At 64.1% G+C, this 25,073-nt stretch carries 19 protein-coding genes and 1 tRNA gene; 11 read left to right on the top strand and 9 right to left on the bottom strand.

Annotation, left to right across the window (positions count from 1 at the left end; genetic code table 11):
- The 4 genes from AVHM3334_RS05120 to AVHM3334_RS05135 form a co-directional block, all read right to left on the bottom strand.
- On the bottom strand, positions 1–482 hold a 482-nt coding region (locus AVHM3334_RS05120), incomplete at its 3' end, for a transposase domain-containing protein (RefSeq protein WP_284410225.1).
- A 107-nt stretch (positions 483–589) separates the two neighbouring features.
- Positions 590–679 (bottom strand) — tRNA-Ser (locus tag AVHM3334_RS05125).
- Between the two features lie 60 nt (positions 680–739).
- Positions 740–1,660 carry an SPFH domain-containing protein gene (locus AVHM3334_RS05130; protein WP_284410226.1) on the bottom strand — a complete coding sequence of 307 codons (921 nt, stop codon included), beginning with the start codon at positions 1,658–1,660 and terminating at the stop codon, positions 740–742.
- Positions 1,661–1,741: 81 nt separating this feature from the next.
- Positions 1,742–2,167: an NfeD family protein gene (locus tag AVHM3334_RS05135; protein ID WP_284410466.1), complete on the bottom strand. Its 426-nt coding sequence runs from the start codon at positions 2,165–2,167 to the stop codon at positions 1,742–1,744.
- Between the two features lie 134 nt (positions 2,168–2,301).
- Between AVHM3334_RS05135 and AVHM3334_RS05140 the strand changes: the two genes are divergently transcribed.
- Together AVHM3334_RS05140 and AVHM3334_RS05145 are read left to right on the top strand one after the other, a co-directional pair.
- Positions 2,302–4,680 carry an arginine/lysine/ornithine decarboxylase gene (locus tag AVHM3334_RS05140; protein WP_284410227.1) on the top strand — a complete coding sequence of 793 codons (2,379 nt, stop codon included), beginning with the start codon at positions 2,302–2,304 and terminating at the stop codon, positions 4,678–4,680.
- A gap of 188 nt (positions 4,681–4,868) precedes the next feature.
- Positions 4,869–5,429 carry a fasciclin domain-containing protein gene (locus tag AVHM3334_RS05145; protein WP_284410228.1) on the top strand — a complete coding sequence of 187 codons (561 nt, stop codon included), beginning with the start codon at positions 4,869–4,871 and terminating at the stop codon, positions 5,427–5,429.
- Positions 5,430–5,594: 165 nt separating this feature from the next.
- Here AVHM3334_RS05145 and AVHM3334_RS05150 read toward each other — a convergent pair whose 3' ends face one another.
- Both AVHM3334_RS05150 and fabI read right to left on the bottom strand, forming a co-directional pair.
- On the bottom strand, positions 5,595–6,452 hold the full coding sequence (locus AVHM3334_RS05150) for a DNA ligase (protein ID WP_284410229.1): 858 nt from the start codon (positions 6,450–6,452) through the stop codon (positions 5,595–5,597).
- Between the two features lie 75 nt (positions 6,453–6,527).
- Positions 6,528–7,325: an enoyl-ACP reductase FabI gene (gene fabI / locus AVHM3334_RS05155; RefSeq protein WP_284410230.1), complete on the bottom strand. Its 798-nt coding sequence runs from the start codon at positions 7,323–7,325 to the stop codon at positions 6,528–6,530.
- A 121-nt stretch (positions 7,326–7,446) separates the two neighbouring features.
- On the opposite strand from fabI, the gene AVHM3334_RS05160 reads away from it, so the two are divergent.
- From AVHM3334_RS05160 to AVHM3334_RS05175, 4 genes are read left to right on the top strand one after another with little or no spacing between them, the layout of a single operon-like run.
- Positions 7,447–9,279 carry an extracellular solute-binding protein gene (locus tag AVHM3334_RS05160; RefSeq protein ID WP_284410231.1) on the top strand — a complete coding sequence of 611 codons (1,833 nt, stop codon included), beginning with the start codon at positions 7,447–7,449 and terminating at the stop codon, positions 9,277–9,279.
- A gap of 53 nt (positions 9,280–9,332) precedes the next feature.
- Positions 9,333–10,367 carry a microcin C ABC transporter permease YejB gene (locus AVHM3334_RS05165; RefSeq protein WP_284410232.1) on the top strand — a complete coding sequence of 345 codons (1,035 nt, stop codon included), beginning with the start codon at positions 9,333–9,335 and terminating at the stop codon, positions 10,365–10,367.
- A 19-nt stretch (positions 10,368–10,386) separates the two neighbouring features.
- A complete protein-coding gene (locus tag AVHM3334_RS05170) occupies positions 10,387–11,466 on the top strand; it encodes an ABC transporter permease (protein ID WP_284410233.1) in 1,080 nt (359 codons plus the stop codon).
- The gene (locus AVHM3334_RS05175) at positions 11,463–13,172 is read left to right on the top strand and encodes an ABC transporter ATP-binding protein (RefSeq protein WP_284410234.1); all 1,710 of its coding nucleotides are present in this window, start codon (positions 11,463–11,465) and stop codon (positions 13,170–13,172) included. The genes AVHM3334_RS05170 and AVHM3334_RS05175 overlap by 4 nt, the downstream gene beginning before the upstream one ends.
- Positions 13,173–13,307: 135 nt before the next feature.
- Here the strand turns inward: AVHM3334_RS05175 and AVHM3334_RS05180 are convergent, their stop codons facing one another.
- From AVHM3334_RS05180 to AVHM3334_RS05190, 3 genes are all read right to left on the bottom strand, one after another.
- The gene (locus tag AVHM3334_RS05180; protein WP_284410235.1) at positions 13,308–13,682 is read right to left on the bottom strand and encodes a FlxA-like family protein; all 375 of its coding nucleotides are present in this window, start codon (positions 13,680–13,682) and stop codon (positions 13,308–13,310) included.
- Positions 13,683–13,792: 110 nt separating this feature from the next.
- Positions 13,793–16,093 (bottom strand): diguanylate cyclase domain-containing protein, encoded by a 2,301-nt coding sequence (locus AVHM3334_RS05185; RefSeq protein WP_284410236.1) that lies wholly within the window; start codon positions 16,091–16,093, stop codon positions 13,793–13,795.
- Positions 16,094–16,139: 46 nt separating this feature from the next.
- Complete coding sequence (locus AVHM3334_RS05190; protein WP_284410237.1) at positions 16,140–17,198, bottom strand: AI-2E family transporter; 1,059 nt, start codon at positions 17,196–17,198, stop codon at positions 16,140–16,142.
- A 233-nt stretch (positions 17,199–17,431) separates the two neighbouring features.
- On the opposite strand from AVHM3334_RS05190, the gene AVHM3334_RS05195 reads away from it, so the two are divergent.
- From AVHM3334_RS05195 to AVHM3334_RS05215, 5 genes are all read left to right on the top strand, one after another.
- Complete coding sequence (locus tag AVHM3334_RS05195; RefSeq protein ID WP_284410238.1) at positions 17,432–20,311, top strand: 2-oxoglutarate dehydrogenase E1 component; 2,880 nt, start codon at positions 17,432–17,434, stop codon at positions 20,309–20,311.
- Positions 20,312–20,362: 51 nt separating this feature from the next.
- A complete protein-coding gene (gene odhB, locus AVHM3334_RS05200; RefSeq protein ID WP_284410239.1) occupies positions 20,363–21,646 on the top strand; it encodes a 2-oxoglutarate dehydrogenase complex dihydrolipoyllysine-residue succinyltransferase in 1,284 nt (427 codons plus the stop codon).
- An 87-nt stretch (positions 21,647–21,733) separates the two neighbouring features.
- Positions 21,734–23,161, top strand: coding sequence for a dihydrolipoyl dehydrogenase (gene lpdA, locus AVHM3334_RS05205; RefSeq protein WP_284410240.1), 1,428 nt, complete (start codon positions 21,734–21,736; stop codon positions 23,159–23,161).
- An 86-nt stretch (positions 23,162–23,247) separates the two neighbouring features.
- Complete coding sequence (zapE, locus tag AVHM3334_RS05210; protein WP_284410242.1) at positions 23,248–24,345, top strand: cell division protein ZapE; 1,098 nt, start codon at positions 23,248–23,250, stop codon at positions 24,343–24,345.
- 14 nt (positions 24,346–24,359) lie between these two features.
- Complete coding sequence (locus tag AVHM3334_RS05215; RefSeq protein ID WP_284410244.1) at positions 24,360–25,070, top strand: hypothetical protein; 711 nt, start codon at positions 24,360–24,362, stop codon at positions 25,068–25,070.
- Positions 25,071–25,073 lie beyond the last annotated feature (3 nt).

Genomic DNA, 25,073 nt, shown 5'->3' on the forward strand with positions numbered 1-25,073 from the left:
ATCTGCGGCCAGGACAAAGGGCCATGCTGGTTGCCACAGCTACCCAGTTCGGCTCGGTTCTCCGGGGTGTCCGGTGCCGACCAGACCACGCCATCCACGGCCAGCACGCGCAGGGGCTGCTGCGCATCGACTGCGGGACGGCTCCAGGCATGGGTCAACAGGCCGAACAGCTCGGCCAACGGCTCCTCGCCCAGGCGCTGGCGGGCCTGCACGCTGACACTTGGCACGGGCAGCGCTTGTGCGTCCAGGCTCAAATCCAGCTGCTGCACCACCTGCCACAGCGGTCGATCTCGAAACAGCGCCAGTCCGATCACCAACCACACGGCATGCTCGGCAGGCAGCTTGCGCCGCCGGATGGAGGCCTTGCCGCTGGCCGCAAGCGCCTGCGCGATCCAGCCGGGGTCTATCAACGCGCTGAGTTCATCGAGCCGATCTGGAACTCGGGGCAAGGTATCGCGCAGCGCGCTCCGAAGCAGGCTCATCAAGCAAAAAGGGAACGTGTTGAACACGTTCCCTTCTTACTGCATCAGTTGGCCTGGGGGCTTAACTGACTGGCATTGCCCCGAGAGGCGCTTTTTTGCTTGCTTACTGGCGGAGAGGGCGGGATTCGAACCCGCGGTGGGGATTAGCCCACACACGCTTTCCAGGCGTGCGACTTAAACCGCTCATCCACCTCTCCGAAGCCCGCGATTGTAGCAGTGGTTTCGGCCTGTTTTTAGAAAAACCGCTGCAACGCTGGTTAAGGGGCGCGTTGCGTGGTTTGAACCATCTTCATCGCAGAGCCGATCAGTGCTGAAACTTCGCGCATGTTGCTGGGCACGATCAGCGTGGTGGTGGCGTCGGCGGCTACCTTGCCATAGGCATCCACCGCCCGTTCGGCCACCTTCAGTTGCACGGCCTGCTCGCCGCCTGGCTGGCGAATGGCGGCTGCGATCCGTTCGATGGCCTGTGCCGTGGCTTCCGCCACTGCAGTGATGGATGCGGCTTCGCCTTGGGCATTGTTGATCTGGGCCTGTTTCTCGCCTTCAGACCGGGCGATGAAAGCCTCGCGTTCGCCTGTAGCGATATTGATTTGTTCTTGGCGGCGACCTTCCGATGCGGCGATGAGCGCGCGCTTTTCGCGCTCTGCAGTGATCTGCGCTTGCATGGACCGAAGGATTTCAGCCGGTGGGGTGAGGTCCTTGATTTCGTAGCGCAGCACTTTCACGCCCCAATTCAATGCGGCCTCATCGATCGCCTGAACGACCTGCGCGTTGATGATGTCGCGCTCTTCGAACGTCTTGTCCAGTTCGAGCTTGCCGATCACGCTGCGCAGCGAGGTCTGTGCCAACTGGGTTACGGCCATGATGTAGTTGCTGGAACCATAGCTGGCCCGCATGGGGTCGGTCACCTGGAAGTACAGGATGCCGTCCACCTGCAACTGGGTGTTGTCGCGCGTGATGCAGACTTGGCTCGGTACGTCCAGCGGAATTTCCTTGAGGCTGTGTTTGTAGGCCACGCGGTCGACGAACGGCACGAGGAAGTTCAGCCCTGGTGTAAGAGTGCCTGCATATTTGCCCAGCCGTTCTTTGACCCATGCGTTTTGCTGAGGAACGACCTTCACTGAGCGTGCAATGAAGATGCCGGCGATGACGACGATGACGAGAGCGATGATTTCCATGGGGTCCTTTGCGATGATGAAGAGTCAGTTAACTGTGGGTGGCGTTGGCGCCAGCATGGCGGTGGATCGCAGAGGCCAAGCTCAAAGCTTGTCGACGAGCAGGCGGTTGCCGATGACTTCCGCCACGCGGTGCATGCCGGAGGAGGGTGCATTGCCGGGGCGCAGGACCACGGTCCACTGCGCGCCGCGGTAGCGCACCTGCGCGGTGCCATCGGAGTTCCAGATATCCACGTTCACGGACTCGCCCACGTCCATGTTCACGTCGCGATTGCTCGATGCGGGCTGGGCGCCAGGGCTCTTTTTTCGAAACACATAGCACCCCGCCACGCCCGCCAATCCGACCGCGGCAGCGACCAGCAGTTGTGCCGCGACCGAACCGCCCGCATGGGCGGCGAGGGCGCCGGCGGCCAGGCCAACGGCCAGCATGAGCAGGTAGAACGTGCCCGTGAAAAGTTCTACGGCAACGGCCCCTCCCGCCATCAGCCACCAGAGGGTGGATTGCTCTATCACTGCATGCTCCTCGTTGTGTTTAGTGCATCACATTCTGGGTCAAAAGACCGGGCCGTCAAAGGCGTGACAACGTTATTCCTTACACTTCGCGCCTGTTTCGTTTTTTGGGCCCGCTCGCTCGGAGGCTGCGCATGAAATTCCGTTTCCCCATCGTCATCATCGACGAGGACTATCGTTCCGAGAACACATCCGGCCTGGGTATCCGCGCGCTGGCGCAGGCCATCGAGTCGGAAGGCTTCGAGGTGCTGGGTGTCACGAGCTATGGCGACCTGTCGCAGTTCGCGCAGCAGCAAAGCCGGGCCAGCGCGTTCATCCTGTCCATCGATGACGAAGAGTTCACGCTGGGATCGGGACTGGACCCCATCGTGCTCAGCCTGCGTACGTTCATCGCCGAGGTGCGGCGCAAGAACTCCGACGTTCCGATCTACGTGCATGGCGAGACGAAGACCAGCCGCCATCTGCCCAACGACATCCTGCGCGAGTTGCATGGTTTCATCCACATGTTCGAGGACACGCCGGAGTTCGTGGCACGCCACATCATCCGGGAGGCCAAGAGCTACCTCGAAAGCGTGCAGCCACCGTTTTTCAAGGCGCTGCTGGACTATGCCGAAGACGGGTCGTACAGCTGGCATTGCCCTGGCCATTCCGGTGGGGTGGCGTTTCTCAAGAGCCCCGTGGGCCAGATGTTCCACCAGTTCTTCGGCGAAAACATGTTGCGCGCGGACGTGTGCAATGCGGTCGAGGAATTGGGCCAACTGCTTGATCACAACGGGGCCATCGGCGAGAGCGAGCGCAATGCCGCACGCATCTTCAATGCGGACCATTGTTTCTTCGTGACCAACGGCACCAGCACCTCCAACAAGATGGTGTGGCACCACACGGTGGCCCCGGGCGATGTGGTGGTCGTGGACCGCAACTGCCACAAGTCCATCTTGCACAGCATCATCATGACGGGCGCGATTCCCGTGTTCATGAAGCCCACGCGCAACCACTTCGGCATCATCGGGCCGATCCCGCAGAGCGAGTTCGAGCCCGAGGCCATCCAGGCCAAGATTCGCGCCAATCCGCTGCTGAAGGGCGTCGATGCGAAAGCGGTCAAGCCGCGGGTGCTCACGCTCACGCAATCGACCTACGACGGCGTGGTCTACAACACCGAAACCATCAAGGGAATGCTCGACGGCTATGTGGACAACCTGCACTTCGACGAAGCCTGGTTGCCGCACGCGGCCTTCCACCCGTTCTATGGCACCTACCACGCCATGGGCAAGAAGCGTGCGCGGCCCAAGCATTCGGTGGTGTACGCCACGCAGTCCATCCACAAGCTGCTGGCCGGTATCAGCCAGGCCAGCCACGTGCTGGTGCAGGACTCGCAAACGGTGAAGCTCGACCGCCCGCTGTTCAACGAGGCGTACCTGATGCACACCTCGACCTCGCCGCAGTACAGCATCATCGCCAGTTGCGATGTGGCCGCCGCGATGATGGAGCCGCCCGGTGGAACGGCGCTGGTGGAAGAAAGCCTGCTCGAAGCCCTGGACTTCCGCCGTGCCATGCGAAAGGTGGAGGAAGAGTTCGGCAAGGACGACTGGTGGTTCAAGGTCTGGGGCCCGGACAAGCTCGTGGACGAAGGCCTGGGCCGTGCCGAGGACTGGATCATTCGCAGCGATGGCAAAGGCAAGAAGAACGCCAGCAAGTGGCATGGCTTCGGCCAGTTGGCCGACGGCTTCAACATGCTGGACCCGATCAAGTCCACCATCGTCACGCCGGGCCTCAACCTGGACGGCAAGTTCGACAAGACGGGCATTCCTGCGTCCATCGTGACCAAGTACCTGGCCGAGCACGGTGTGGTGGTGGAAAAGACGGGGCTCTACAGCTTCTTCATCATGTTCACCATCGGCATCACCAAGGGCCGCTGGAACACGTTGCTCACCGCGCTGCAGCAGTTCAAGGACGATTACGAGAAGAACCAGCCGATGTGGCGCATCCTTCCCGAGTTCTGCCAACTGCACAAACGCTACGAGCGCATGGGCCTGAAAGACCTGTGCCAGCACGTGCACCAGCTCTATGCCAAGTACGACATCGCGCGCCTGACGACCGAGATGTATTTGTCTGACCTGACGCCGGCGATGAAGCCGAGCGACGCCTACGCGCACATTGCCCACCGCAAGACCGAGCGCGTCGAGATCGACCAATTGGAAGGCCGGATCACCACGAGCCTCATCACGCCGTACCCGCCCGGCATTCCGCTGCTCATTCCGGGCGAGGTCTTCAACAAGAAGATCGTGGACTACCTCAAGTTCTCGCGCGAGTTCTCCAAGCTGTCGCCGGGCTTCGAAACCGACATCCACGGCCTGGTAGAGATCGAGGACGACAGCGGCAACGTGCGCTACTACGCCGATTGCGTGGCTGCAGCGCCGCAGGCGGCACCGGCGCGCAAGAGCCGCAAGAACGCCCCGGCGGCCGAGGACATCGTTCAAGTGGGCAGCGACGGCCCCTTCGGCCGCAAGATCTGATCGCTGGCGGCGAGAGCCGCTGTCAAGCCCGATGGGCCCGGTGGTGCGAAAGCGCCACCGGGCCCATCGCATTGGATTTGTGTGTGAATGTCACGGCGTGAATCCACGGGACGCGAGCGGCCGTATGAGTGTTCGGCCGCGCGAATTTTCGAGCGGCATGGTCTACCAACATCACATCGGAGATTTCCATGACCTTTCGTCTGAACGCCCGCCTGGCTGCTGCCGGCCTCACGCTTGCTTTGTCGGCTGCCGCGATGCCAGCCTTCGCCCAGGTGACCGTCGGTGGCGCGCCTATGTATCCCACCAAGGACATCATCGACAACGCGGTGAACTCCAAGGACCACACCACGCTGGTGGCTGCCGTGAAAGCCGCGGGCCTCGTGGAGACGCTGAAAGGCCCGGGCCCGTTCACTGTGTTCGCGCCCACCAACGCAGCGTTCGCAGCGCTGCCGGCCGGCACCGTGGATACGCTGCTCAAGCCCGAGAACAAGGCCACGCTGACCAAGGTGCTGACGTATCACGTCGTCCCAGGCAAGGTCGATGCCGCGTCGTTGTCCAAGATGATTGCCGACGGCAAGGGCTCGGCCAGTCTCAAGACCGTGGCAGGTGGCACGCTGACGGCCAAGGCGAGCGGCTCGTCCATCGCGCTGACGGATGAAAAGGGTGGCACGTCCACCGTGACCATTGCCGATGTGTACCAGTCGAACGGTGTGATCCACGTCGTGGACAAGGTCCTGCTGCCCAAATAAGTGAAGTGAGCAAGGCGCATGGCACCGATGGATGTCGGTGCCGGCCTTCGGTTTCGCCGTGAAGCGGCGAAGTCGCCAATGGGCACAAAAAAGGCTGCATGCGTACCCGCTTCGGGGGCGCTGCAGCCTTTTTGCTTTTTGCTTCTCTTGGCTCTTGTATTCAGTTCAGGGAGACGTGGGACGGAAGTCTTCACGCACCCGCATGAAGCTGGCAAACCTCGGCAGCCCGCCATCATGGATGCCACGAAACCGGTACGTGACCCAGCTGCCCAGCGGCGGCGGATGCTGACGGTCCGCATCGCTGAAGCCGGCGCCGAGCCGAAAGCGCTGGCCGGTGGGCATCTCGACCAGCAGGGCGCCCATGCGGCCCTGGTGACGGCCTTTGCCGGGCACATACCCCACGACCTTCGCTTCGGCGTCCTCGTGGGTTTTTAGCTTGATCAGGTCGTCGCCGCGACCTGCTTTGTAGAGCGACGCACCGCGGTGCAGCATCAGCCCTTCGCCGCCTGCGCGCACCGTTCGGTGCAGCAACGCCTGCAGCTGGGCATCGGTGCCCACTCGCTGCTGCGCAACCGCCTGGACCCAGCGCTGGCCGATGCCGGACACCACGGTTTGCAGCGCGGGCAGGCGCTCGTCGAAAGTTCCCCCCTGCGACGGCAGATCGAACACCATGAACTGGATGTGGCGCCATGCCGCATCGTCGGGCCGTTGTTGCCGCACCGTCGATTGCGCCTGCGCGAAGCGGCCACGGCCGGCCCAGAGTTCACCATCCATCGGCGTGGCTGGCCAGCCTTGCGTGAACCACGCGGGCGGATTCACGCTTTCGCCACCGCGCGTGCGCAGCCGCGTGCCATCCCAGTAACCGCGTACCCCGTCGTACTTTTCGCTCACCCAATAGTCCGCCAGAGGCAGCCCGGGCCGATACACGCTGGCCAGCAAAAGCGATGGGGGAGACGACGTCTGCGCCCCGGCGGACGCCACGCAGCAGCCCAGCAAGGCGATGATCGCAGCGCGGCGCAGCATGGCTTCAGTTTGCTATGTTATTGATAGCTATATGCCGGCGTATTGATTGCGCTGGAGGCTGTTTTGACCAAGGTTTCAGGACAGTTCGCCGCTGTCGCGGCTGATGCCGCCGGTCTGGCTGAAGCCGCCGTCCACATACATGATTTCGGCCGTCACGCCGCTGGCGAGGTCCGACAGCAGGAAGGCGGCGGCGTTGCCCACGTCTTCGATGGTCACGTTGCGGCGCAGGGGCGAGGCGCCGGCCACCACGCCCAGCAACTTGCCGAAGTCCTTGATGCCGCTGGCGGCCAACGTCTTGATGGGCCCGGCGCTGATGCCGTTGGCACGCATGCCGCGCGGGCCCAGGGATTCGGCCAGGTAGCGCACGCTGGCTTCCAGGCTGGCCTTGGCAAGGCCCATGGTGTTGTAGTTGGGCACCGTGCGCAGCGCGCCCAGGTAGCTCAGCGTGACCACGGACGATTTTTCGTTGAGGAAGGGAAGTGCGGCCTTCGCCATGGCGGGAAAGCTGTAGGCGCTGATGTCGTGCGCGATGCGGAACGACTCGCGCGACAGCCCTTCCAGGAAGTCGCCGGCGATCGCCTCGCGGGGTGCGAAGCCGATGCTGTGCACGAAGCCGTCGAATTTGGGCCAGGCCTGAGACAGGTCGGCGAACATGCGTTCGATCTGTTCATCGCTGCCCACGTCGCAATCGAAGATGAGTTTGGAGTCGAACTCCGCCGCGAAGTCGGTGATGCGGTCCTTGAAGCGCTCGCCCACGTAACTGAAGGCAAGCTCTGCGCCTTGTGCGTGGCAGGCCTTGGCGATGCCGTAGGCGATCGAGCGATTGGACAGCACGCCGGTGATAAGCAGCTTCTTGCCGGTCAGAAAACCCATGGTTCTTCTCCTGTGAATGCGGGGGATTGGTGGCTTTGGCGGCGCAGGTGCCGCCGATAGGCCTTTCGGGGCATGTGACAACGAAACGCCGGGCGCCGCCAGCGTAGTGCAGAATTGTCGCATGCGTCTTTGGCCGATCTTGTTGCTGTGGGGGAGTGCGATGCCCGTCTGGGCCGGGCATGCCTATGCGCTCTGGGGCGAGCCCCGCATGCCCGCGGGCTTCGACCATTTCGCTTACGTGAACCCCGATGCCCCCAAGGGCGGGGAGCTGCGGTTGGTGAGCAACCTTCGCGTCTCCACCTTCGACAAATACAACCCGTTCACCATCAAAGGCAATGCGCCGGCTTATCTGTCGGACCTGATGTTCGACACCTTGCTCACCGGCTCTCTCGACGAGACCGCCACGGGCTATGGCCTGCTGGCGCAGGACGTGGAGGTCGCGCCCGATGGCCTGTCGGTGGTGTTCCGCTTGCGGCCCGAAGCGCGCTTTCACAACGGCAAGCCGGTGCTGGCGCAGGACGTGAAGTTCAGCTACGACACGCTGATGGGCCCCTACACCTCGCCGGCGTACAAGACGGCGCTGTTCGATGTGGCGGGCATCGATGTGGTGGACGACCGCACGGTGCGCTACCGCTTCAAGCACCCCAACCGCGAACTGCCGCTGACGGTGGGTGGGCTGCCGGTATTCAGCCGCGATTGGGGCGTTGAAAACGGCAAGGCCAAGCGTTTCGACCAGGTGGTGATGGACATCCCCATCGGCAGCGGCCCCTACAAGATCGGCCCGGTGCGCTTCGGCAAAGACATCACCTACGTGCGCGATCCCGGTTACTGGGGGCGCGATCTCAACGTTCGCAAGGGCACGGCCAATTTCGACCGCATCCTCGTCAAGATCTATCGCGACAACACGGCGCGGCTGGAGGCTCTCAAGGCCGGCGAGTTCGACCTGATGCGGTTTTTCAGCGCGGGTGACTGGGCCCGGCGGGTCACGGGCCGCAAGTTCGACAGCGGTGAACTGGTCAAGGGCGACTTCGCGCACAAGCTGCCTTCGGGCTTTCAAAGCCACGTCCTCAATACGCGCCGGCCGCTGCTGAAGGACGCCCGCGTTCGAGAGGCGCTGGGGCTTGCGTATGACTTCGAGTGGATGAGCCGCCAGTTGTTCTATGGCACCTACCAGCGCATCAACGGGCTTTTCGGCAACACCCTGTGCGAGACCCGCGGTACGCCCTCTCCCGAGGAACTTGCCTTGATGGAGCCCTGGCGCCAGAGCATTCCGGCCAGAGCCTTCGGGCCCATGACCGTTCCGCCGCGCACCGAAGGCGGCACGACACTGCGCGACAACCTGCGGCGGGCCCAGGCACTGCTGAAAGAAGCGGGGTGGGAGGTCAAGGACGGCGCGCTGCGCAACGCGCAGGGCCAGCCCATGGTGCTGGAATACCTGGACAGCAGCGAGGGCGGCGTGCGTTCGTTGTCGTCCTGGATTCGCAATTTGCAAAAGCTCGGCATCACGCTGAACTTCCGGGCGGTGGACTTCGCGCTGTATCAGCAGCGTCTGAGCAAGTTCGACTTCGACATCGTCACCATCGCCTACCAGGGCACCAACAATCCGGGCCAGGAGCTGGCAGACATGTTCGGCTCGCAGGCGGCGGACACGGAAGACTCGGGCAATTTTCCGGGCGTGAAGAACAAGGCCGTGGACGCGATGATCCGCAGCATCGTTTCAGCCAAGACGCTGGACCAGCTCTTGCCGGCGTGCCATGCCCTGGAGCGGGTCATCGCGCACGAGCATTACCTCATTCCCCAGTACAAGGCAGCGTCGCACCGCATGGTCTACAACGCCTGGCGCCTGGAGCGGCCCGCCACGCTGCCCCCGTATTCCACGGGCGAGGCCTGGGCCATCGATACGTGGTGGGCCCGCATGCCGCCCCAGACGGAGCCCGGCCCCGTGCGGCGCTGACCGGCCGCTAGCGATCCACCGTCCGCTTCATTTCCCGACGCCACAACGCCACCATGTTCGCCTACATCCTCAAGCGCGTGCTGCTCATGCTGCCCACCCTGCTGGGCGTGCTGCTGCTGACCTTCGTGGTGATTCAGTTCGTGCCGGGGGGGCCGGTCGAGCAGTACCTCGCCGAATCCAAGGCCGGAATGGGCCGTGGCGGCGGGGCGGAGGGCGGCGGCCTGGCCTACCGGGGGGCGCAGGGCGTCGATCCGAAACGCCTGGACCAGATCAAGGCGCTGTATGGCTTCGACAAGCCGGCGCACGAGCGCTTTTTCCAGATGCTGGGGCAGTTCGCACGCTTCGACCTGGGCCGCAGCTTCTTTCAAAACAAGGACGTGTGGCAACTCGTGAAGGAAAAGCTGCCCGTGTCGATCAGCCTGGGGCTGTGGACCTTCTTCATCAGCTACCTCGTGGCCGTGCCGCTCGGCGTGGCCAAGGCCGTGCGCGCGGGCTCGCGCTTCGATTTCATCACCACGCTCATCGTGCTGGTGGGCTACGCGATTCCGGGCTTCGTGCTGGGCGTGGCGCTGCTGGTGATCTTCGGCGGGCAATTGCAATGGTTCCCGCTGCGCGGACTGACATCGGCGAACTGGGACGAGATGACCTGGGGCGCCCGCATCGTGGACTATCTGTGGCACATCACGCTGCCCATCACGGCCATGGTGCTGGGCAGCTTCGCGGTGACCGCCATGCTGACCAAGAATGCCTTTCTTGAAGAGATCCGCAAGCAATACGTGCTCACGGCCCGCGCCAAGGGGCTGTCGGAGCGGCAGGTACTGTGGAGGCATGTGTTCCGCAATGCGCTCATCCCCATCATCACCGGCTTTCCGGCCGCCTTCATCGGGGCCTTCTTTACCGGGTCGCTGCTGATCGAGACGCTGTTTTCGCTCGACGGCCTGGGCCTGCTGAGCTATGAAAGCGTGATCCGCCGCGACTATCCCGTGGTGCTGGGCACGCTGTATCTCTTCACGCTGATCGGGCTGGTGACCAAGCTGGTGAGCGATCTCTGCTACGTATGGGTGGATCCGCGTGTCAAGTTCGACTAACCCCCCCGCCGAAAAAACCGTGGCACCGGTCGGGCGCGTCCCAGCCGGCGATGCCCGCCACATCGCCGCGCCTTCGCTCTCGCCGGGGCGCCGGGCCTGGCGCCGGTTCAAGCGCAACCGGCTCGGTTACTGGAGCCTGATCCTGTTCAGCGCGCTGGTGGCCTTGAGCCTGATGGCCGAGCTGATCAGCAACGACCGCCCGCTCATCGTGCGCTACGAAGGGCAGACCTATCTGCCCATGCTCCACGACTATTCCGAAAAGACGTTCGGTGGCGATTTCGACACCCCCACCGATTACCTGGACCCTTTCATTCGCGAGCGGCTGGGGCAGGGCAACAATTGGGCGCTGTATACCCTCAACCCGTACGGCCCGGACACGCTGAACTACTTCGCGAAGTCACCCAATCCCTCCGGCCCCACGGCCCAGAACTGGCTGGGCACCGATGACCGAGGGCGCGACCTGCTCGCGCAACTGATCTACGGATTTCGCGTGAGCGTGCTGTTCGGCATCGCGCTCACCGTGGTGGGTGTGCTGCTGGGCGTCATCACCGGGGCCATACAGGGATTTTTCGGTGGCAAGACCGACCTGGCATTCCAGCGGTTCATCGAAATTTGGGGTTCGATGCCCGAGCTGTACCTGCTCATCATCTTCAGCGCCGTGTTCGCGCCGAGCGTGGTGCTGCTGCTGGTGCTGCTATCGCTGTTCGGCTGGATGGGCCTGTCCGACTACGTGCGTGCGGAGTTCCTGCGCAACCGGCAGCTCGACTACGTGAAGGCCGCCCGCGCGCTGGGCGTGCCGAACGGGCAGATCATCTGGCGCCACATCCTGCCCAACAGCATGACGCCGGTCGTCACCTTCCTTCCGTTTCGCATGAGCGCGGCCATTCTGGCGCTCGCCTCGCTCGACTTCCTGGGGCTGGGCGTGCCGCCCGGCACCCCTTCGCTGGGCGAGCTTCTCAATCAGGGCAAGAACAACATCGACGCCTGGTGGATTTCGCTGTTCACCTTTGCGGCACTGGTGGTCACGCTGCTGCTGCTCACCTTCATGGGCGATGCGCTGCGCGATGCGCTCGACCCTCGCAAGGCAGACCATTCATGACCGACGAACGCGCGCACGGCGCCACACCGAACGCTTCTTCGGCGCCCTTTCATGCGATCGGCCGGGCCGCTGCGGCGGGCGATGCGCAGGGGGCAGCCCTGCTGCAAGTGCAGGACCTGCATGTGCGGTTCGGCGACAAGGAGGTGGTGAGCGGGGTGAGCTTCGACATCGCGGCTGGCGAGAAGCTCGCGCTGGTGGGCGAATCGGGCTCCGGCAAGACCATCACCGCGCTGTCGGTCCTGCGGCTGGCGGGCGAGGCCACGATCGGTGGCCGGGCGCTGATGGCTGGCCGCGATCTGCTCGCACTGTCCGAGCGTGAGATGCGCGGCGTGCGTGGCGGCGACATCGCCATGGTGTTCCAGGAGCCCATGACCGCGCTCAATCCGTTGATGTCGGTGGGCGATCAGGTGGCCGAAGTGCTGCAGCTCAAGCAGGCTCTGTCGCGCTCGCAGGCCGCACGGGCGGCCATCGAATTGCTGGCCAGCACCGGTATCCCCGAACCGGCCCGGCGTGCGGGCGCGTTCCCCCATCAGCTTTCGGGCGGGCAACGCCAGCGCGCGATGATCGCCATGGCGCTTGCCAGCCGGCCGCGCCTTCTGCTCGCCGACGAGCCGACCACCGCGCTGGATGTCACGCTGCGTGGCCAGATTCTCGAACTGCTGTCCGATCTGCAGCGCCAGACCGGCATGGCCGTGCTGCTCATCACGCACGACCTGAATCTGGTGCGCCGTTTCGCCGATCGGGTGGCCGTGATGGAGCACGGCGTGCTGGTGGAGCGCGGTGCGGTGGCTGACGTGTTCAGCGCGCCACGGCATTCCTACACCCAGCGGCTGATCGGCAGCGTTCCGCGGCGCGATGTGGTCGAGGCTGCGCCCCTGGCCGACGCGGTCCCTGCGGCGCGAGCGCAAGGTCTGCGCGTGGCTTACGCCACGCCCCTGCCCGGCGTGCGCGGCTGGTTCAGGCGCGGCGAGTTCGTGGCGGTGAAAGGGGCCGACTTTTCTGTCGAGCCCGCACGGACCCTGGGCGTGGTCGGCGAATCGGGCTCGGGCAAATCGACGCTGGCCCAGGCGCTGCTGGGGCTGCTCCCTTTCCAGGGAACCTTGGATATATCGGGGCAGGGCTGGCAACAGCCGGCCCAGCGCAACAGCGCCGCCAATCAGGCGCTGCGGCGGCAGGTGCAGGTGGTGTTCCAGGACCCGTTTTCCTCGTTGTCGCCGCGACTGACCGTGGAAGAGATCGTGGGTGAAGGGCTCTTGGTGCATGAACCCGGCCTGGCGCCTGCCGAGCGCCGCACGCGCGTGCAGTCGGCCCTGCACGACGTGGGCTTGACCGAAGGGCAGTTCCCGGGCTTGCTCGCGCGTTACCCGCACGAGTTTTCCGGCGGACAGCGCCAGCGGCTGGCCATTGCCCGGGCACTCATCCTGAGCCCGCGCCTGCTGGTGCTGGACGAGCCCACCAGCGCGCTCGATGTCACCATTCAGCAGCAGGTGCTGACGCTGCTGCAGCGGCTGCAAAAGGAGCGCTCGCTCAGCTACCTGCTCATCACGCACGATGTGGCGGTGATCCGTGCGATGGCCCACGACGTGATCGTGATGAAAGACGGAGAAGTGCTCGAAGCCGGCCCCGTGCATACCGTGCTGGATGCCCCCCGGCACCCGTACACGCAGCGGCTGGTGTCGGCTGCCGGGTTGGATGGCCTCGCCTGATCGGAGTGATTTAGCCCGTTGCCGCCGGTTTGATTGCCTATGTTGCTATTGATTTAGTAGCAAATTGGTGAGCCTGGGGGCAGCGACGCTTGCCGGGCACTTTCGCGATGAACTGCGCCAGGGTCGCTGTGGACATCAGGCGTACGTATCCACCTGCGTGCCCAGATTGGGCGGGGAGGGCGGCTTTTTCTTCTCGGCCGATTGCATTTGCTGCATCGCCTTTTCCATGGCTTTTTGCTGCTGTTCCTGCTGCTGCGCTTGCTGGATGGCCTGAATCTGCTGCTGCACCAGCTGGATTTGGTTTTGCAGTGCCTGCATCCTCTGCTGCTTGGCCTTGGCTTCACTCGGATCCGAGGACTGGCCTGCCTCTGCCGACGCCTGCTTGAGGTCGGCCGTCAGGTCCTTGAGCTGTTTTTGCAGGGCTGCGATGTCGCTGTTCGATGGGCCGGAAGAACGGCCGGCCGAAACGTTGGAGGAAGTGCCAGAGGCCGATGCGATGGAGAGGGACATGTGGGTGATATCGGTTACGACGGCAGACAACTGAAGGGCTGGCCCCGTTTTTATTTTTGGCGCGGCAGTGGGCGTTGCCGGCGACGGGATGGTCTGATCCGCATTCGCCGCTATTCCTCGGTTGGCATGGCGGAGGGTTCGGCCGCCTCGGCCGCACGGAATGCCGAAACGACGGTGGGTTCCTGATCCGCGCCGGCATACAGCCGAAAGTGCCCGCGTCCCGCCCGTTTGGCAGCGTACATGGCCATGTCGGCGCTGCGGGCCAACTCTTCGAAACTGCGGCCATGTTGCGGAAAGAGGGCGATGCCGCCGCTCAGGCCGATCTGCCTGACCTCGCCTTGCAGATCGAACGGAGGCTCGCAGGCCGCCATGATTTTTTGCGACACCAGGCAGGCCTGGTCCGCATTGTCCAGCTTGGGCAGCAGCACGACGAACTCATCGCCTCCCTGGCGGCACACGGTGTCGGAATCCCGGACGGCGCCTTTGAAGCGGCGCGCTACCTGGATCAGCAACACATCGCCAGCGTCGTGGCCGAGCGCATCGTTGATCTGCTTGAACCCGTCCAGGTCGATGTACATGAGTGCCAGGCTGCGCCCGTCGCGCACCGCATGCGCGATGGCCTGCTGGGCGCGGTCCTGCAGCAGCACGCGGTTGGGCAGGTCCGTCAGCACGTCGTACTGCGCGAGATGGGCCATCCGGCGGGACATTTCCATCGCTTCCGTCACATCGCGCAGCACCATGACCGTCCCGGTGACGTGGCCGTGGCGGTCCATGATCGGGCTCACCGATTTTTCGATATCGATGCGCCGCCCATCCCGGCACTGCAGCACGATGCCGCGCTCGGACGGCTGGGGCGTGCCGTCTGCCAGCGCCTTGCGCGTAGGGCTCATGCCGCCTTCGCTGCCCGGCTGCAGCAGCGGCACGACGTCGTCGATGTCCGATCCTGCGGCGTGAAAGGCCTGCCAGCCCGTCATCTTTTCGGCGACCGGGTTGATGTAGGTGACCCGGCCCTCGGCGTCGGTGCAGATGACCGCATCGCCGATGGACTGGAGGGTCAGGCGGATCAACTCCTTTTCTTCGAACAGCAGGTCTTCCATGCGCTTGCGGTCGGTCAGGTCGTCGATCTGTACGAAGATGCCCTGCACCTCGTCTCCGTCCTTGTCGGGGATATACGAGACGAGCGTGTGGCGCACGTCGCCCGAGGGTAGCGGTACGGTGCGTTCGAACACCTGCTTGTGTCCTCTCAGGGCCTGCTGGATGTGCGTCAGCGCGTGGTGGTTGTAGGTGGTTTGATCGAGCACATCCAGCAGCTTCACGTCGGGCATGCGCTCCGGCGATACCCCCAGCCAGTCCATGTAGGCCTGGTTGGCGAAACGGTTGCGCTGGTCCTTGTCCCAATAGCTCACCAGGGATGGCAGGTTGTCCAGAATGGTGCGCATGTCGTGCTCGGCCTGCTTCAACTGGGCAGCGATGGCCTGGCGGCGCTGCAGCTCCCGCGCGAACAGGGCGGATAAACCCAAACACGCGGCCATCAGCAGCACCGCGAAGGCCCCGAGCACCTTGGCACTGGCGCGCCATTTGGCAAGAATGGTGTCCGCCGACTGGCCCACGCTCACGACCAGCGGGTAGCCGCCGATGCGGCGAAACGCGTGCAGCCGCTCGGTTTCGTCCTGAACGTCCTGCGCCGTGAAGCTGCCGCTGTCGGAGGCTTGCAGGCGGGCGAGCTGGCTGGCGTCGTTCATCGGCTGGCCGACGTCTTTTTCCTCATAAGGAAAGCGGGCCACCGCGACGCCGTCCCGCGTGCTCCAAAGATCCACACGGCTCAGCGGCCCCACGTCGATCGACGCGAACAGTTCCTTGAAGTAGCTGATCCGTACCGTTCCCACCACCACGCCGCCAAAGCTGCCATCGGACCGGAAGTAGGCCCGGCTGATGGGCAGGCTGTACATGCCCGTCAGCCGGCCTTGAATGGGCTTGCCGACGTACACCCCCTCGCGCTCGACGGTCTTGTGGACCTGGAAATACTCCCGGTCGGCCAGGTTGAGGGTGACCGGCTCCACGCTGGTGGAGCGCATCAAGACGTTTCCCTTGTCGTCCAGCACGGCCACCGTGCCCAGGCCCGGCGTGTGCAGCGAGTGATCGAACAGGAAGGTGTTGCGCATTTCGGGGCTGAGATTCGGCAGGCCCGGATCGGACAGGCTCTTGGCCACCCCGATCAACGAGTAGTCAAAGCCATCCAGCGTGCGCTTGATGTTTTGCTCCAGCGTGCGCGCCAGGCTGGCATTGGTGTTCAGCGCGTGAGACCAGGCGTCGTCGCGTATCGTGAGAATCGCTCGCGCGAACAGCGCACCGATGCCTGCCGACAGCACGAGGGCCAGCAAGACGAGGCGGCGGGGCGAAATCTGGGGCATGGCGGATGGCAGCCGGCAAGGGTACCGGCAGGTGCCGCAGTGCAGGCTACTTTAGCGAGGATTCAGGCGGTTGCGAGAACAGGTCCCAGGTAGCGATGAAAAGCGCTGCGATCACCGGGCCGATCACGAAGCCTGTGAGTCCGAACAATGCCATGCCGCCCAGCGTGGAAATGAGCACGATGTAGTCAGGCATCTGGGTGTCCTTGCCCACCAGCACAGGACGCAGCGCGTTGTCCACCAGCCCGATCACGCACACGCAGAACGCTACCAGCACCGAGCCCTGCCAGATGGCGCCTGTGGCGAAGAAATAGATCGCCACGGGTCCCCAGATCAGACCTGCGCCGATGGCCGGCAGCAGGGACAGGAAGGCCATCAGCACGCCCCACAGGATAGGTCCCTGGATGCCCAGAATCCAGAAGATGCCGCCGCCCAGCGCGCCTTGCACGGCCGCCACCACGATGTTGCCTTTGACCGTGGCGCGGATCACCGTGGTGAATTTGCTGGCCAGCTGGCGCTTGTGTTCTTCGTCCAGCGGCACCGCCTGCCGGATGCGGTTGACCAGCGAACTGCCGTCGCGCACCAGGAAGAACAGCAGGTACAGCATGATGCCGAAGCTCACGATGAATTGGAGCGTGTTCTGGCCCACGTCCAGCGCCTTCGTCGCCACGAACTGGCCGGCCTGTACCGAAACCGAGGACAGCTTGGCCTCCACCTCTGCGGCGGTGGTCAGGTTGAAACGGTCCAGCAGCCCCAGCAGCCAGGAGGGCAGGGCACCCAGCACCTGCTGCACGTAGGCGCCGAAGTTGAGCTGCCCGGTTTTCATGCGCTCGTAGATCAGCCCGGCCTCCTGCACCAGCGAAATGCTGATGAAGGTCATGGGCAGGATCACGATCACCAGGCACAGTCCCAGCGTGCAAAGCGCCGCCAGATTGCGCCGACGGGGCATGCGCCTCAGCAGCCGCCTGTGCAGTGGCGTGAAAAGAATCGCCAGAATCACCCCCCAGAAGACTGCTCCGTGGAACGGCCACAGGATGGCGAAAAACGCAATCGTCACCGCGACGAGAAGAAGCAAAAGGGTGCGGCTTTGCAGGGTGGGTGAGTTCATAAAGAGCAGTAACAGCGAAAGCAGAAATGTAAGCGACCCGTGGAACAAGGCCGAGCGGGAACATGCGCTTACGCCCTGTAGGGGGCACGCTCTCCATCGTTCGATGGCACAATGGCGCCCGCACCCCCGGCCCTTCCCCAGCCACAGTCGCATCCGCCAATCGGTTCAGCCGTGTCGCGGAAGGTTTACCCACCAGCTAATGCTTCCCCAAGGGAAGCGGAGGTCAGCGGAATATGAGCGATACGACATCCGTATACCAAGCCTACCAAGGCAACACCTATCTCTTCGGCGGCAATGCGCCCTATGTCGAAGAGATGTACGAGAACTACCTCGTCAACCCCGGCAGCGTGCCTGACACGTGGCGTGAGTACTTCGACGCGCTGCAGCACGTGCCCGCCGTCGATGGCTCGAATGCCAAGGATGTGCCCCATCTGCCCGTGGTCAACGCGTTCGCAGAACGTGCCAAGCAAGGTGGCACGAAGGTCGTCGGTGCCACCAGCGCAGACTCCGAAATGGGCCGCAAGCGCACCGCTGTCCAGCAACTGATCTCCGCCTACCGCAATGTCGGCCAACGCTGGGCCGACCTCGATCCGCTGAAGCGCACCGAGCGCCCCGCGATCCCCGAGCTCGAAGCCTCTTTCTACGGCTTCAGCGATGCCGACCAGGAAACGGTGTTCAACACGAGCAACACCTTCTTCGGCAAGGAAGCCATGCCGCTGCGCGAGCTGATCAATGCGCTGCGCGAGACGTACTGCGGCTCCATCGGCGTCGAGTACATGTACGCCACCGACCAGAACCAAAAGCGCTGGTGGCAGGAACGGCTCGAAACCATACGCAGCAAGCCCAGCTTCGGTCCTGACAAGCAAAAGCACATCCTGGACCGTCTCACGGCCGCTGAAGGCCTCGAGCGTTTCCTGCACACCAAGTACGTCGGCCAGAAGCGTTTCTCGCTCGAAGGCGGCGAAAGCTTCATTGCCGCCATGGACGAACTCATCCAGGTCGCCGGCACCAAGGGCGTCCAGGAAATCGTGATCGGCATGGCCCACCGTGGCCGCCTGAACGTGCTGGTGAACACGCTGGGCAAGATGCCCAAGGACCTGTTCGCCGAGTTCGACCACACCGCTCCGGAAGAATTGCCTGCCGGTGACGTGAAATACCACCAGGGTTTCAGTTCCGACGTCAGCACCCCTGGCGGCCCGGTGCACCTGTCGCTGGCCTTCAATCCGTCCCACCTGGAAATCGTGAACCCCGTCGTGGAAGGCTCCGTGCGCGCCCGCATGGACCGCCGCGCCGACCCGCATGGCAAGCAGGTGCTGCCCGTGCTGGTGCACGGCGATGCCGCTTTCGCCGGCCAGGGCGTGATCCAGGAAACGCTGGCGCTGGCCCAGACCCGTGGCTACTCCACGGGCGGCACGGTGCACATCGTGATCAACAACCAGATCGGTTTCACGACCTCCGACCCGCGCGACAGCCGCTCCACGCTGTACTGCACGGACGTGGTCAAGATGATCGAGTCCCCCGTGCTGCACGTGAACGGCGACGATCCCGAAGCCGTCGTGTTCGCCACGCAACTCGCTCTCGAATTCCGCATGGAATTCCAGAAGGACGTGGTCGTGGACATCATCTGCTTTCGCAAGCTGGGCCACAACGAGCAGGATACCCCGGCGCTCACCCAGCCGCTGATGTACAAGACGATCGGTGCGCACCCCGGCACCCGCAAGCTGTACGCCGACAAGCTTGCCACGCAAGGCCTGGGCGAAACCCTGGGCGACGACATGGCCAAGGCCTATCGCGCCGCCATGGACGCGGGCAAGCACACGGTCGATCCGGTGCTGACCAATTTCAAGAGCAAGTACGCCGTGGACTGGAGCCCGTTCCTTGGCAAGAAGTGGACCGATGCCGGCGACACCGCCATTCCGCTCGCCGAGTGGAAGCGTCTGTCGGAAAAGATCACCACCATCCCTGAAGGCGTGACGCCTCACCAGTTGGTCAAGAAGGTGTACGACGACCGCGCCGCCATGGGCCGTGGCGACATTCCCGTGGATTGGGGCATGGGCGAGCACATGGCCTTCGCCTCCCTGGTGGCCAGCGGCTTCCCGGTCCGCCTGTCGGGCGAAGACTGCGGCCGCGGCACCTTCACGCACCGCCACTCGGTCATCCATGACCAAAAGCGAGAGAAGTGGGATACGGGCACGTATGTGCCGCTGCAGAACGTGAGCGAGAACCAGGCTCCGTTCGTCGTGATCGACTCCATCCTGTCCGAAGAGGCGGTGCTGGGCTTCGAATACGGCTACGCCTCCAACGACCCCAACACGCTCGTGATCTGGGAAGCGCAGTTCGGCGACTTCGCCAACGGCGCGCAGGTCGTGATCGACCAGTTCATCGCCTCCGGTGAAGTAAAGTGGGGCCGCGTGAACGGCATCACGCTGATGCTTCCGCACGGCTACGAAGGCCAGGGCCCCGAGCACAGCTCGGCCCGCCTGGAGCGCTTCATGCAGCTGTCGGCCGATGCCAACATGCAGGTGGTGCAGCCCACCACGGCCAGCCAGATCTTCCACGTGCTGCGCCGCCAGATGGTCCGCCACCTGCGCAAGCCGCTGATCATCATGACGCCGAAGTCGCTGCTGCGGAACAAGGACGCGACCTCGCCGCTGTCCGAGTTCACCAAGGGCAGCTTCCAGACGGTGATTCCGGAGCAGAACGAAGCCATCGACAAGAAGGCCGACAAGATCAAGCGCGTCATCGCATGCTCGGGCAAGGTGTACTACGACCTGGTCAAGAAGCGCGAAGAGAAGGAAGCCGACGACGTGGTGATCCTGCGTGTGGAACAGCTCTATCCGTTCCCGCACAAGGCTTTCGCTGCCGAACTGAAGAAGTACCCGAACGCCACCGACATCGTCTGGTGCCAGGACGAGCCGCAGAACCAGGGCGCCTGGTTCTTCGTGCAGCACTACATCCACGAGAACATGCTCGACGGCCAGAAGCTGGGTTACTCCGGCCGTGCCGCCTCGGCATCGCCCGCGGTCGGTTATTCGCATCTGCACCAGGAGCAGCAAAAGGCTCTGGTGGACGGTGCATTCGCCAAGCTCAAGGGGTTTGTCCTGACCAAGTAAGGCCGGAAACCCGATCACACAAAAGCAGAAACATTCCCCGAAAGAATTCCCATGGCTATCGTAGAAGTCAAAGTTCCCCAACTGTCCGAATCCGTGGCGGAAGCCACCATGCTCACGTGGAAGAAGAAGGCCGGCGAGGCCGTCGCCATCGATGAGATCCTGATCGAAATCGAAACCGACAAGGTCGTGCTCGAAGTGCCCGCACCGTCGGCCGGCGTGCTGGCTGAAATCGTCCAAGGCGACGGCGCCACCGTGGTGGCCGACCAGTTGATCGCCAGGATCGACACCGAAGGCAAGGCCGGCGCCGCTGCGCCTGCCGCGGCAGCCCCTGCCGCCGCTCCCGCAACTGCCGCTGCACCCGCGCCAGCCGCGGCTGCGGCCCCTGCCGCCGCTGGCGGCTCCAAGGGCGATGTGGCCATGCCGGCCGCCGCCAAGCTGCTGGCCGACAACAACCTTTCCGTCTCGGCCGTGGCCGGCACGGGCAAGGATGGCCGCGTGACCAAGGGCGACGTGCTGGGCGCCGTGGCCTCCGGCGCTGCCAAGCCCGCCGCCGCACCCGCTGCGATTCCTACCGGCGTGCCCACCAAGGCGCTGCCCCAGGTGGCCGCACCGGCCGCCAAGGAAGACCTGAGCGGCCGTCCGGAGCAGCGCGTGCCCATGAGCCGCCTGCGCGCCCGCGTGGCCGAGCGTCTGCTGCAATCGCAGTCGACCAATGCCATCCTGACCACGTTCAACGAAGTGAACATGGCCCCCGTGATGGACATGCGCAAGAAGTTCCAGGACGCATTCACCAAGGAACACGGCGTGAAGATCGGCTTCATGAGCTTCTTCGTGAAGGCTGCCGTGCACGCCTTGAAGAAGTACCCGGTGCTGAACGCCTCGGTCGATGGCAACGACATCGTCTACCACGGCTACTTCGACATCGGCATCGCCGTGGGCTCGCCCCGTGGTCTGGTGGTGCCGATCCTGCGCAATGCCGACCAGATGACGTTCGCCGATATCGAAAAGAAGATCGCCGAGTTCGGCCAGAAGGCCAAGGACGGCAAGCTGGGCATCGAAGAGATGACGGGCGGCACGTTCTCCATCTCCAATGGCGGCACGTTCGGCTCCATGCTGTCCACGCCGATCATCAACCCGCCCCAGTCGGCCATCCTGGGCGTGCACGCCACCAAGGACCGCGCCGTGGTGGAAAACGGGCAGATCGTCATCCGCCCGATGAACTACCTGGCCATGTCGTACGACCACCGCATCATCGACGGCCGTGAAGCCGTGCTGGGCCTGGTGGCCATGAAGGAAGCGCTGGAAGACCCATCGCGCCTGCTGTTCGACATCTGATCCCCCTGGAATGACCCACCCGCGTGGCCCGGCCGTTGGCCGCGCCCGCCGGTGGGTTTTTCTTTCAACCGATTGAGTGAGATTGACATGAGCAAACAATTCGACGTGATCGTGATCGGCGGCGGCCCCGGCGGCTACATCGCTGCCATCCGCGCTGCACAGCTGGGCTTCAACGTGGCCTGTATCGACGAGTGGAAGAACGGCAAGGGCGGTCCCGCACCCGGCGGCACCTGTACCAACGTGGGCTGCATTCCCTCCAAGGCTCTGCTGCAATCGTCCGAACATTTCGACCAGGCCAACCACCACTTCGCCGACCACGGCATCGAGGTCAAGGACGTCCGCATGGACGTGACCAAGATGATCGCCCGCAAGGACAGCGTGGTGAAGCAGAACAACGATGGCATCCTGTACCTGTTCAAGAAGAACAAGGTCACGTTCTTCCATGGCCGCGGTTCGTTCGTGAAGGCGGCCGACGGCGGCTATGAGATCAAGGTCGCCGGTGCGGCCGAAGAGTCCATTACCGGCAAGCAGATCATTCTGGCCACGGGCTCCAACGCCCGCGCGCTGCCTGGCGTGCCGTTCGACGAAGAGTTCATTCTCTCCAACGACGGCGCGCTGCGCATTGGCGAGACGCCCAAGAAGCTGGGCCTGATCGGTGCCGGCGTGATCGGCCTGGAAATGGGTTCGGTCTGGCGCCGCCTCGGTGCCGAAGTGACCGTGCTGGAAGGCCTGCCGACGTTCCTCGGCGCGGTGGACGAACAGATCGCCAAGGAAGCCAAGAAGGCGTTCGACAAGCAGAACCTGAAGATCGAGCTGGGCGTGAAGATCGGCGAGATCAAGACCGGCAAGCAGAGCGTGACGGTCGCCTATACCAACGCCAAGGGCGAAGCCCAGTCGCTGGAAGTGGACAAGCTCATCGTCTCGATCGGCCGGGTGCCCAACACCATCGGCCTCAATGGCGAGGCCGTGGGTCTGCAGCTCGACGAACGCGGCGCGATCGTGGTCGATGCCGACTGCAAGACCAACCTGCCCGGCGTGTGGGCGGTGGGTGATGTGGTGCGCGGCCCGATGCTGGCGCACAAGGCCGAGGAAGAAGCCGTTGCGGTCGCAGAGCGCATCGCGGGCCAGCATGGCCATGTGAACTTCAACACCATCCCCTGGGTGATCTACACGAACCCCGAGATCGCGTGGGTGGGCCGCACCGAGCAGCAGCTCAAGGCGGACGGCGTGAAGTACAAGGCCGGCACGTTCCCGTTCCTGGCCAACGGCCGCGCGCGGGCACTGGGCGACACGACCGGCATGGTCAAGTTCCTGGCCGACGCGACCACGGACGAAATCCTGGGCGTGCACATCGTCGGCCCGATGGCCAGCGAGCTGATCGCAGAAGCCGTGGTGGCCATGGAGTTCAAGGCGAGCGCCGAAGACATCGCGCGCATCTGCCACGCTCACCCCAGCCTGAGCGAAGCCACCAAGGAAGCGGCCCTGGCCGTTGACAAGCGCACGCTGAACTTCTGATTCCGGGAATTTGAGCAAAAATGGCTGCCAGCGCTTGAAACACTGGCGCAGGCAGCTATATTTTTTATAGCGTTTGGAGTGTGCGTGTGAATGTGAAGCAGGCGTATGAAGCGGAGTTGGCCAGCAAGGGCTACCAAAGCGATCCGGCCCAGTTGCGCGCCGTGGAGGCATTGCAGCGCTGTGCCGACGACTGGGCGCTGTACAAGGAGCGCCGCTCCAACGCTCTGAAAAAGCTCATCAACCGGCCCGAAGTGCCCCGTGGCGTTTACATGTACGGCGGCGTGGGGCGGGGCAAGAGCTTTCTGATGGATTGCTTTTTCAACGCAGTGCCGATTCGCCGCAAGGTACGGCTGCACTTTCACGAATTCATGCGCGAAGTGCACCGTGAGTTGGCTGGCCTGCAGGGCACGGTCAATCCGCTCGACGTGCTGGGCGAGCGCATTTCCAAGCGCTACAAGCTCATCTGCTTCGACGAATTCCATGTGGCCGACATCACCGACGCGATGATCCTGCACCGCCTGCTGGCCGCGTTGTTCGAGAACGGTGTCGGCTTCGTGACGACGTCCAATTTCGAGCCTGACGGATTGTACCCCGGCGGCCTGCACCGCGACCGCATCCTGCCGGCCATCGAATTGCTGAACCAGCGCATGGAAGTCGTCAACGTCGACAACGGCACCGACTACCGTCGGCGCACGCTGGAGCTCGTCCGGCTGTATCACACGCCGCTCGGCCCGCAGGCGGATGCCGAAATGTCCGAGGCGTTCGACCACTTGGCCGAGGTGCGCGACGAAGACCCTGTGCTGCACATCGAGGCCCGCGAAATCCGTGCGCGGCGCAAGGCGGGCGGCGTGGTGTGGTTCGATTTCAGCGTGCTGTGCGGCGGCCCGCGCTCGCAGAACGATTACCTCGAAATCGCCACGCAGTTCCATACCGTGCTGCTGTCCGACGTGCCCCACATGCCCGTGGCAATGGCGTCGCCAGCGCGGCGGTTCACCTGGCTGGTGGACGTGTTGTACGACCGGCGCGTGAAGCTCATACTCTCCGCAGCCGTGCCGCCCGAGGAGCTCTATACCGAAGGCCCGCTGGCGCACGAGTTTCCCCGCACCGTGTCGCGGCTGAATGAAATGCAGTCCAAGGAATTCCTGGCCCTTGAGCGGCGAACCGTCGACACAGGGCTCACCTGACCCCATCTTTCAACATGCCATCCTCCTTCCATCGCCTTTTCATTGCCGCTTCGGTCGCGTTGGCCGCTTCGCTGGCTGCTGCCCAGGCTCCGCTGGACGGGGCCCGGTCGGCAGCCGATGCGGCCCAGGCCGAGCGCCGCGCCGAACTCGACCAGATCCAGAAGGATCGGCGCGCCCTGCAGGCCCGCCGCACGAAGGAAGAGAGCGTTTGCTACCAGCGCTTTGCCGTGGAGGGCTGCCTGGCCGAAGTGCGGGCGCAGGCACGGGACCAGGAAACCGCGCTGCGCCAGCGAGAGATTGCGATCAACGATGCGGGGCGGCGCGAAAAAGCCGACCTGCGCAAGCAGTCCATCGAGCAAAAGCAGCAAGAGCAGCGTGAAAAGATCGAAGGCGGAGAGCGTCCCGCGCCCATGCAGGCGGCCTCGCGTGCCCAGTCGCAGGCTCAAGGCCGCGCCGAGCGCGAGCACGAAGCGCAGCAGCGCGCGGCCCAGCAGCACTCCCGTGAAGAGTCGCACGATGCCGCCAAAGCCCAGCGGGCAGCCGGACAGCCCGCCGCCATTTCCGAGGCGCGTGCCCGTTACGAGGCCAAGCAAAAGGCCGCGCAGGAACGGCGCGAAAAACATGAGAAGGCCCAGGCCGAAGCCGCTGGGCAGGGCCGCAAGCCAGCGGCTGCATTGCCACCTCCACCGCCTGCGCCACTGTCTCCAGCCAGCGCCGCGCCTTGACAG

The organism is Acidovorax sp. SUPP3334 (genome assembly GCF_030159055.1).
GTDB lineage: Bacteria > Pseudomonadota > Gammaproteobacteria > Burkholderiales > Burkholderiaceae_C > Paracidovorax.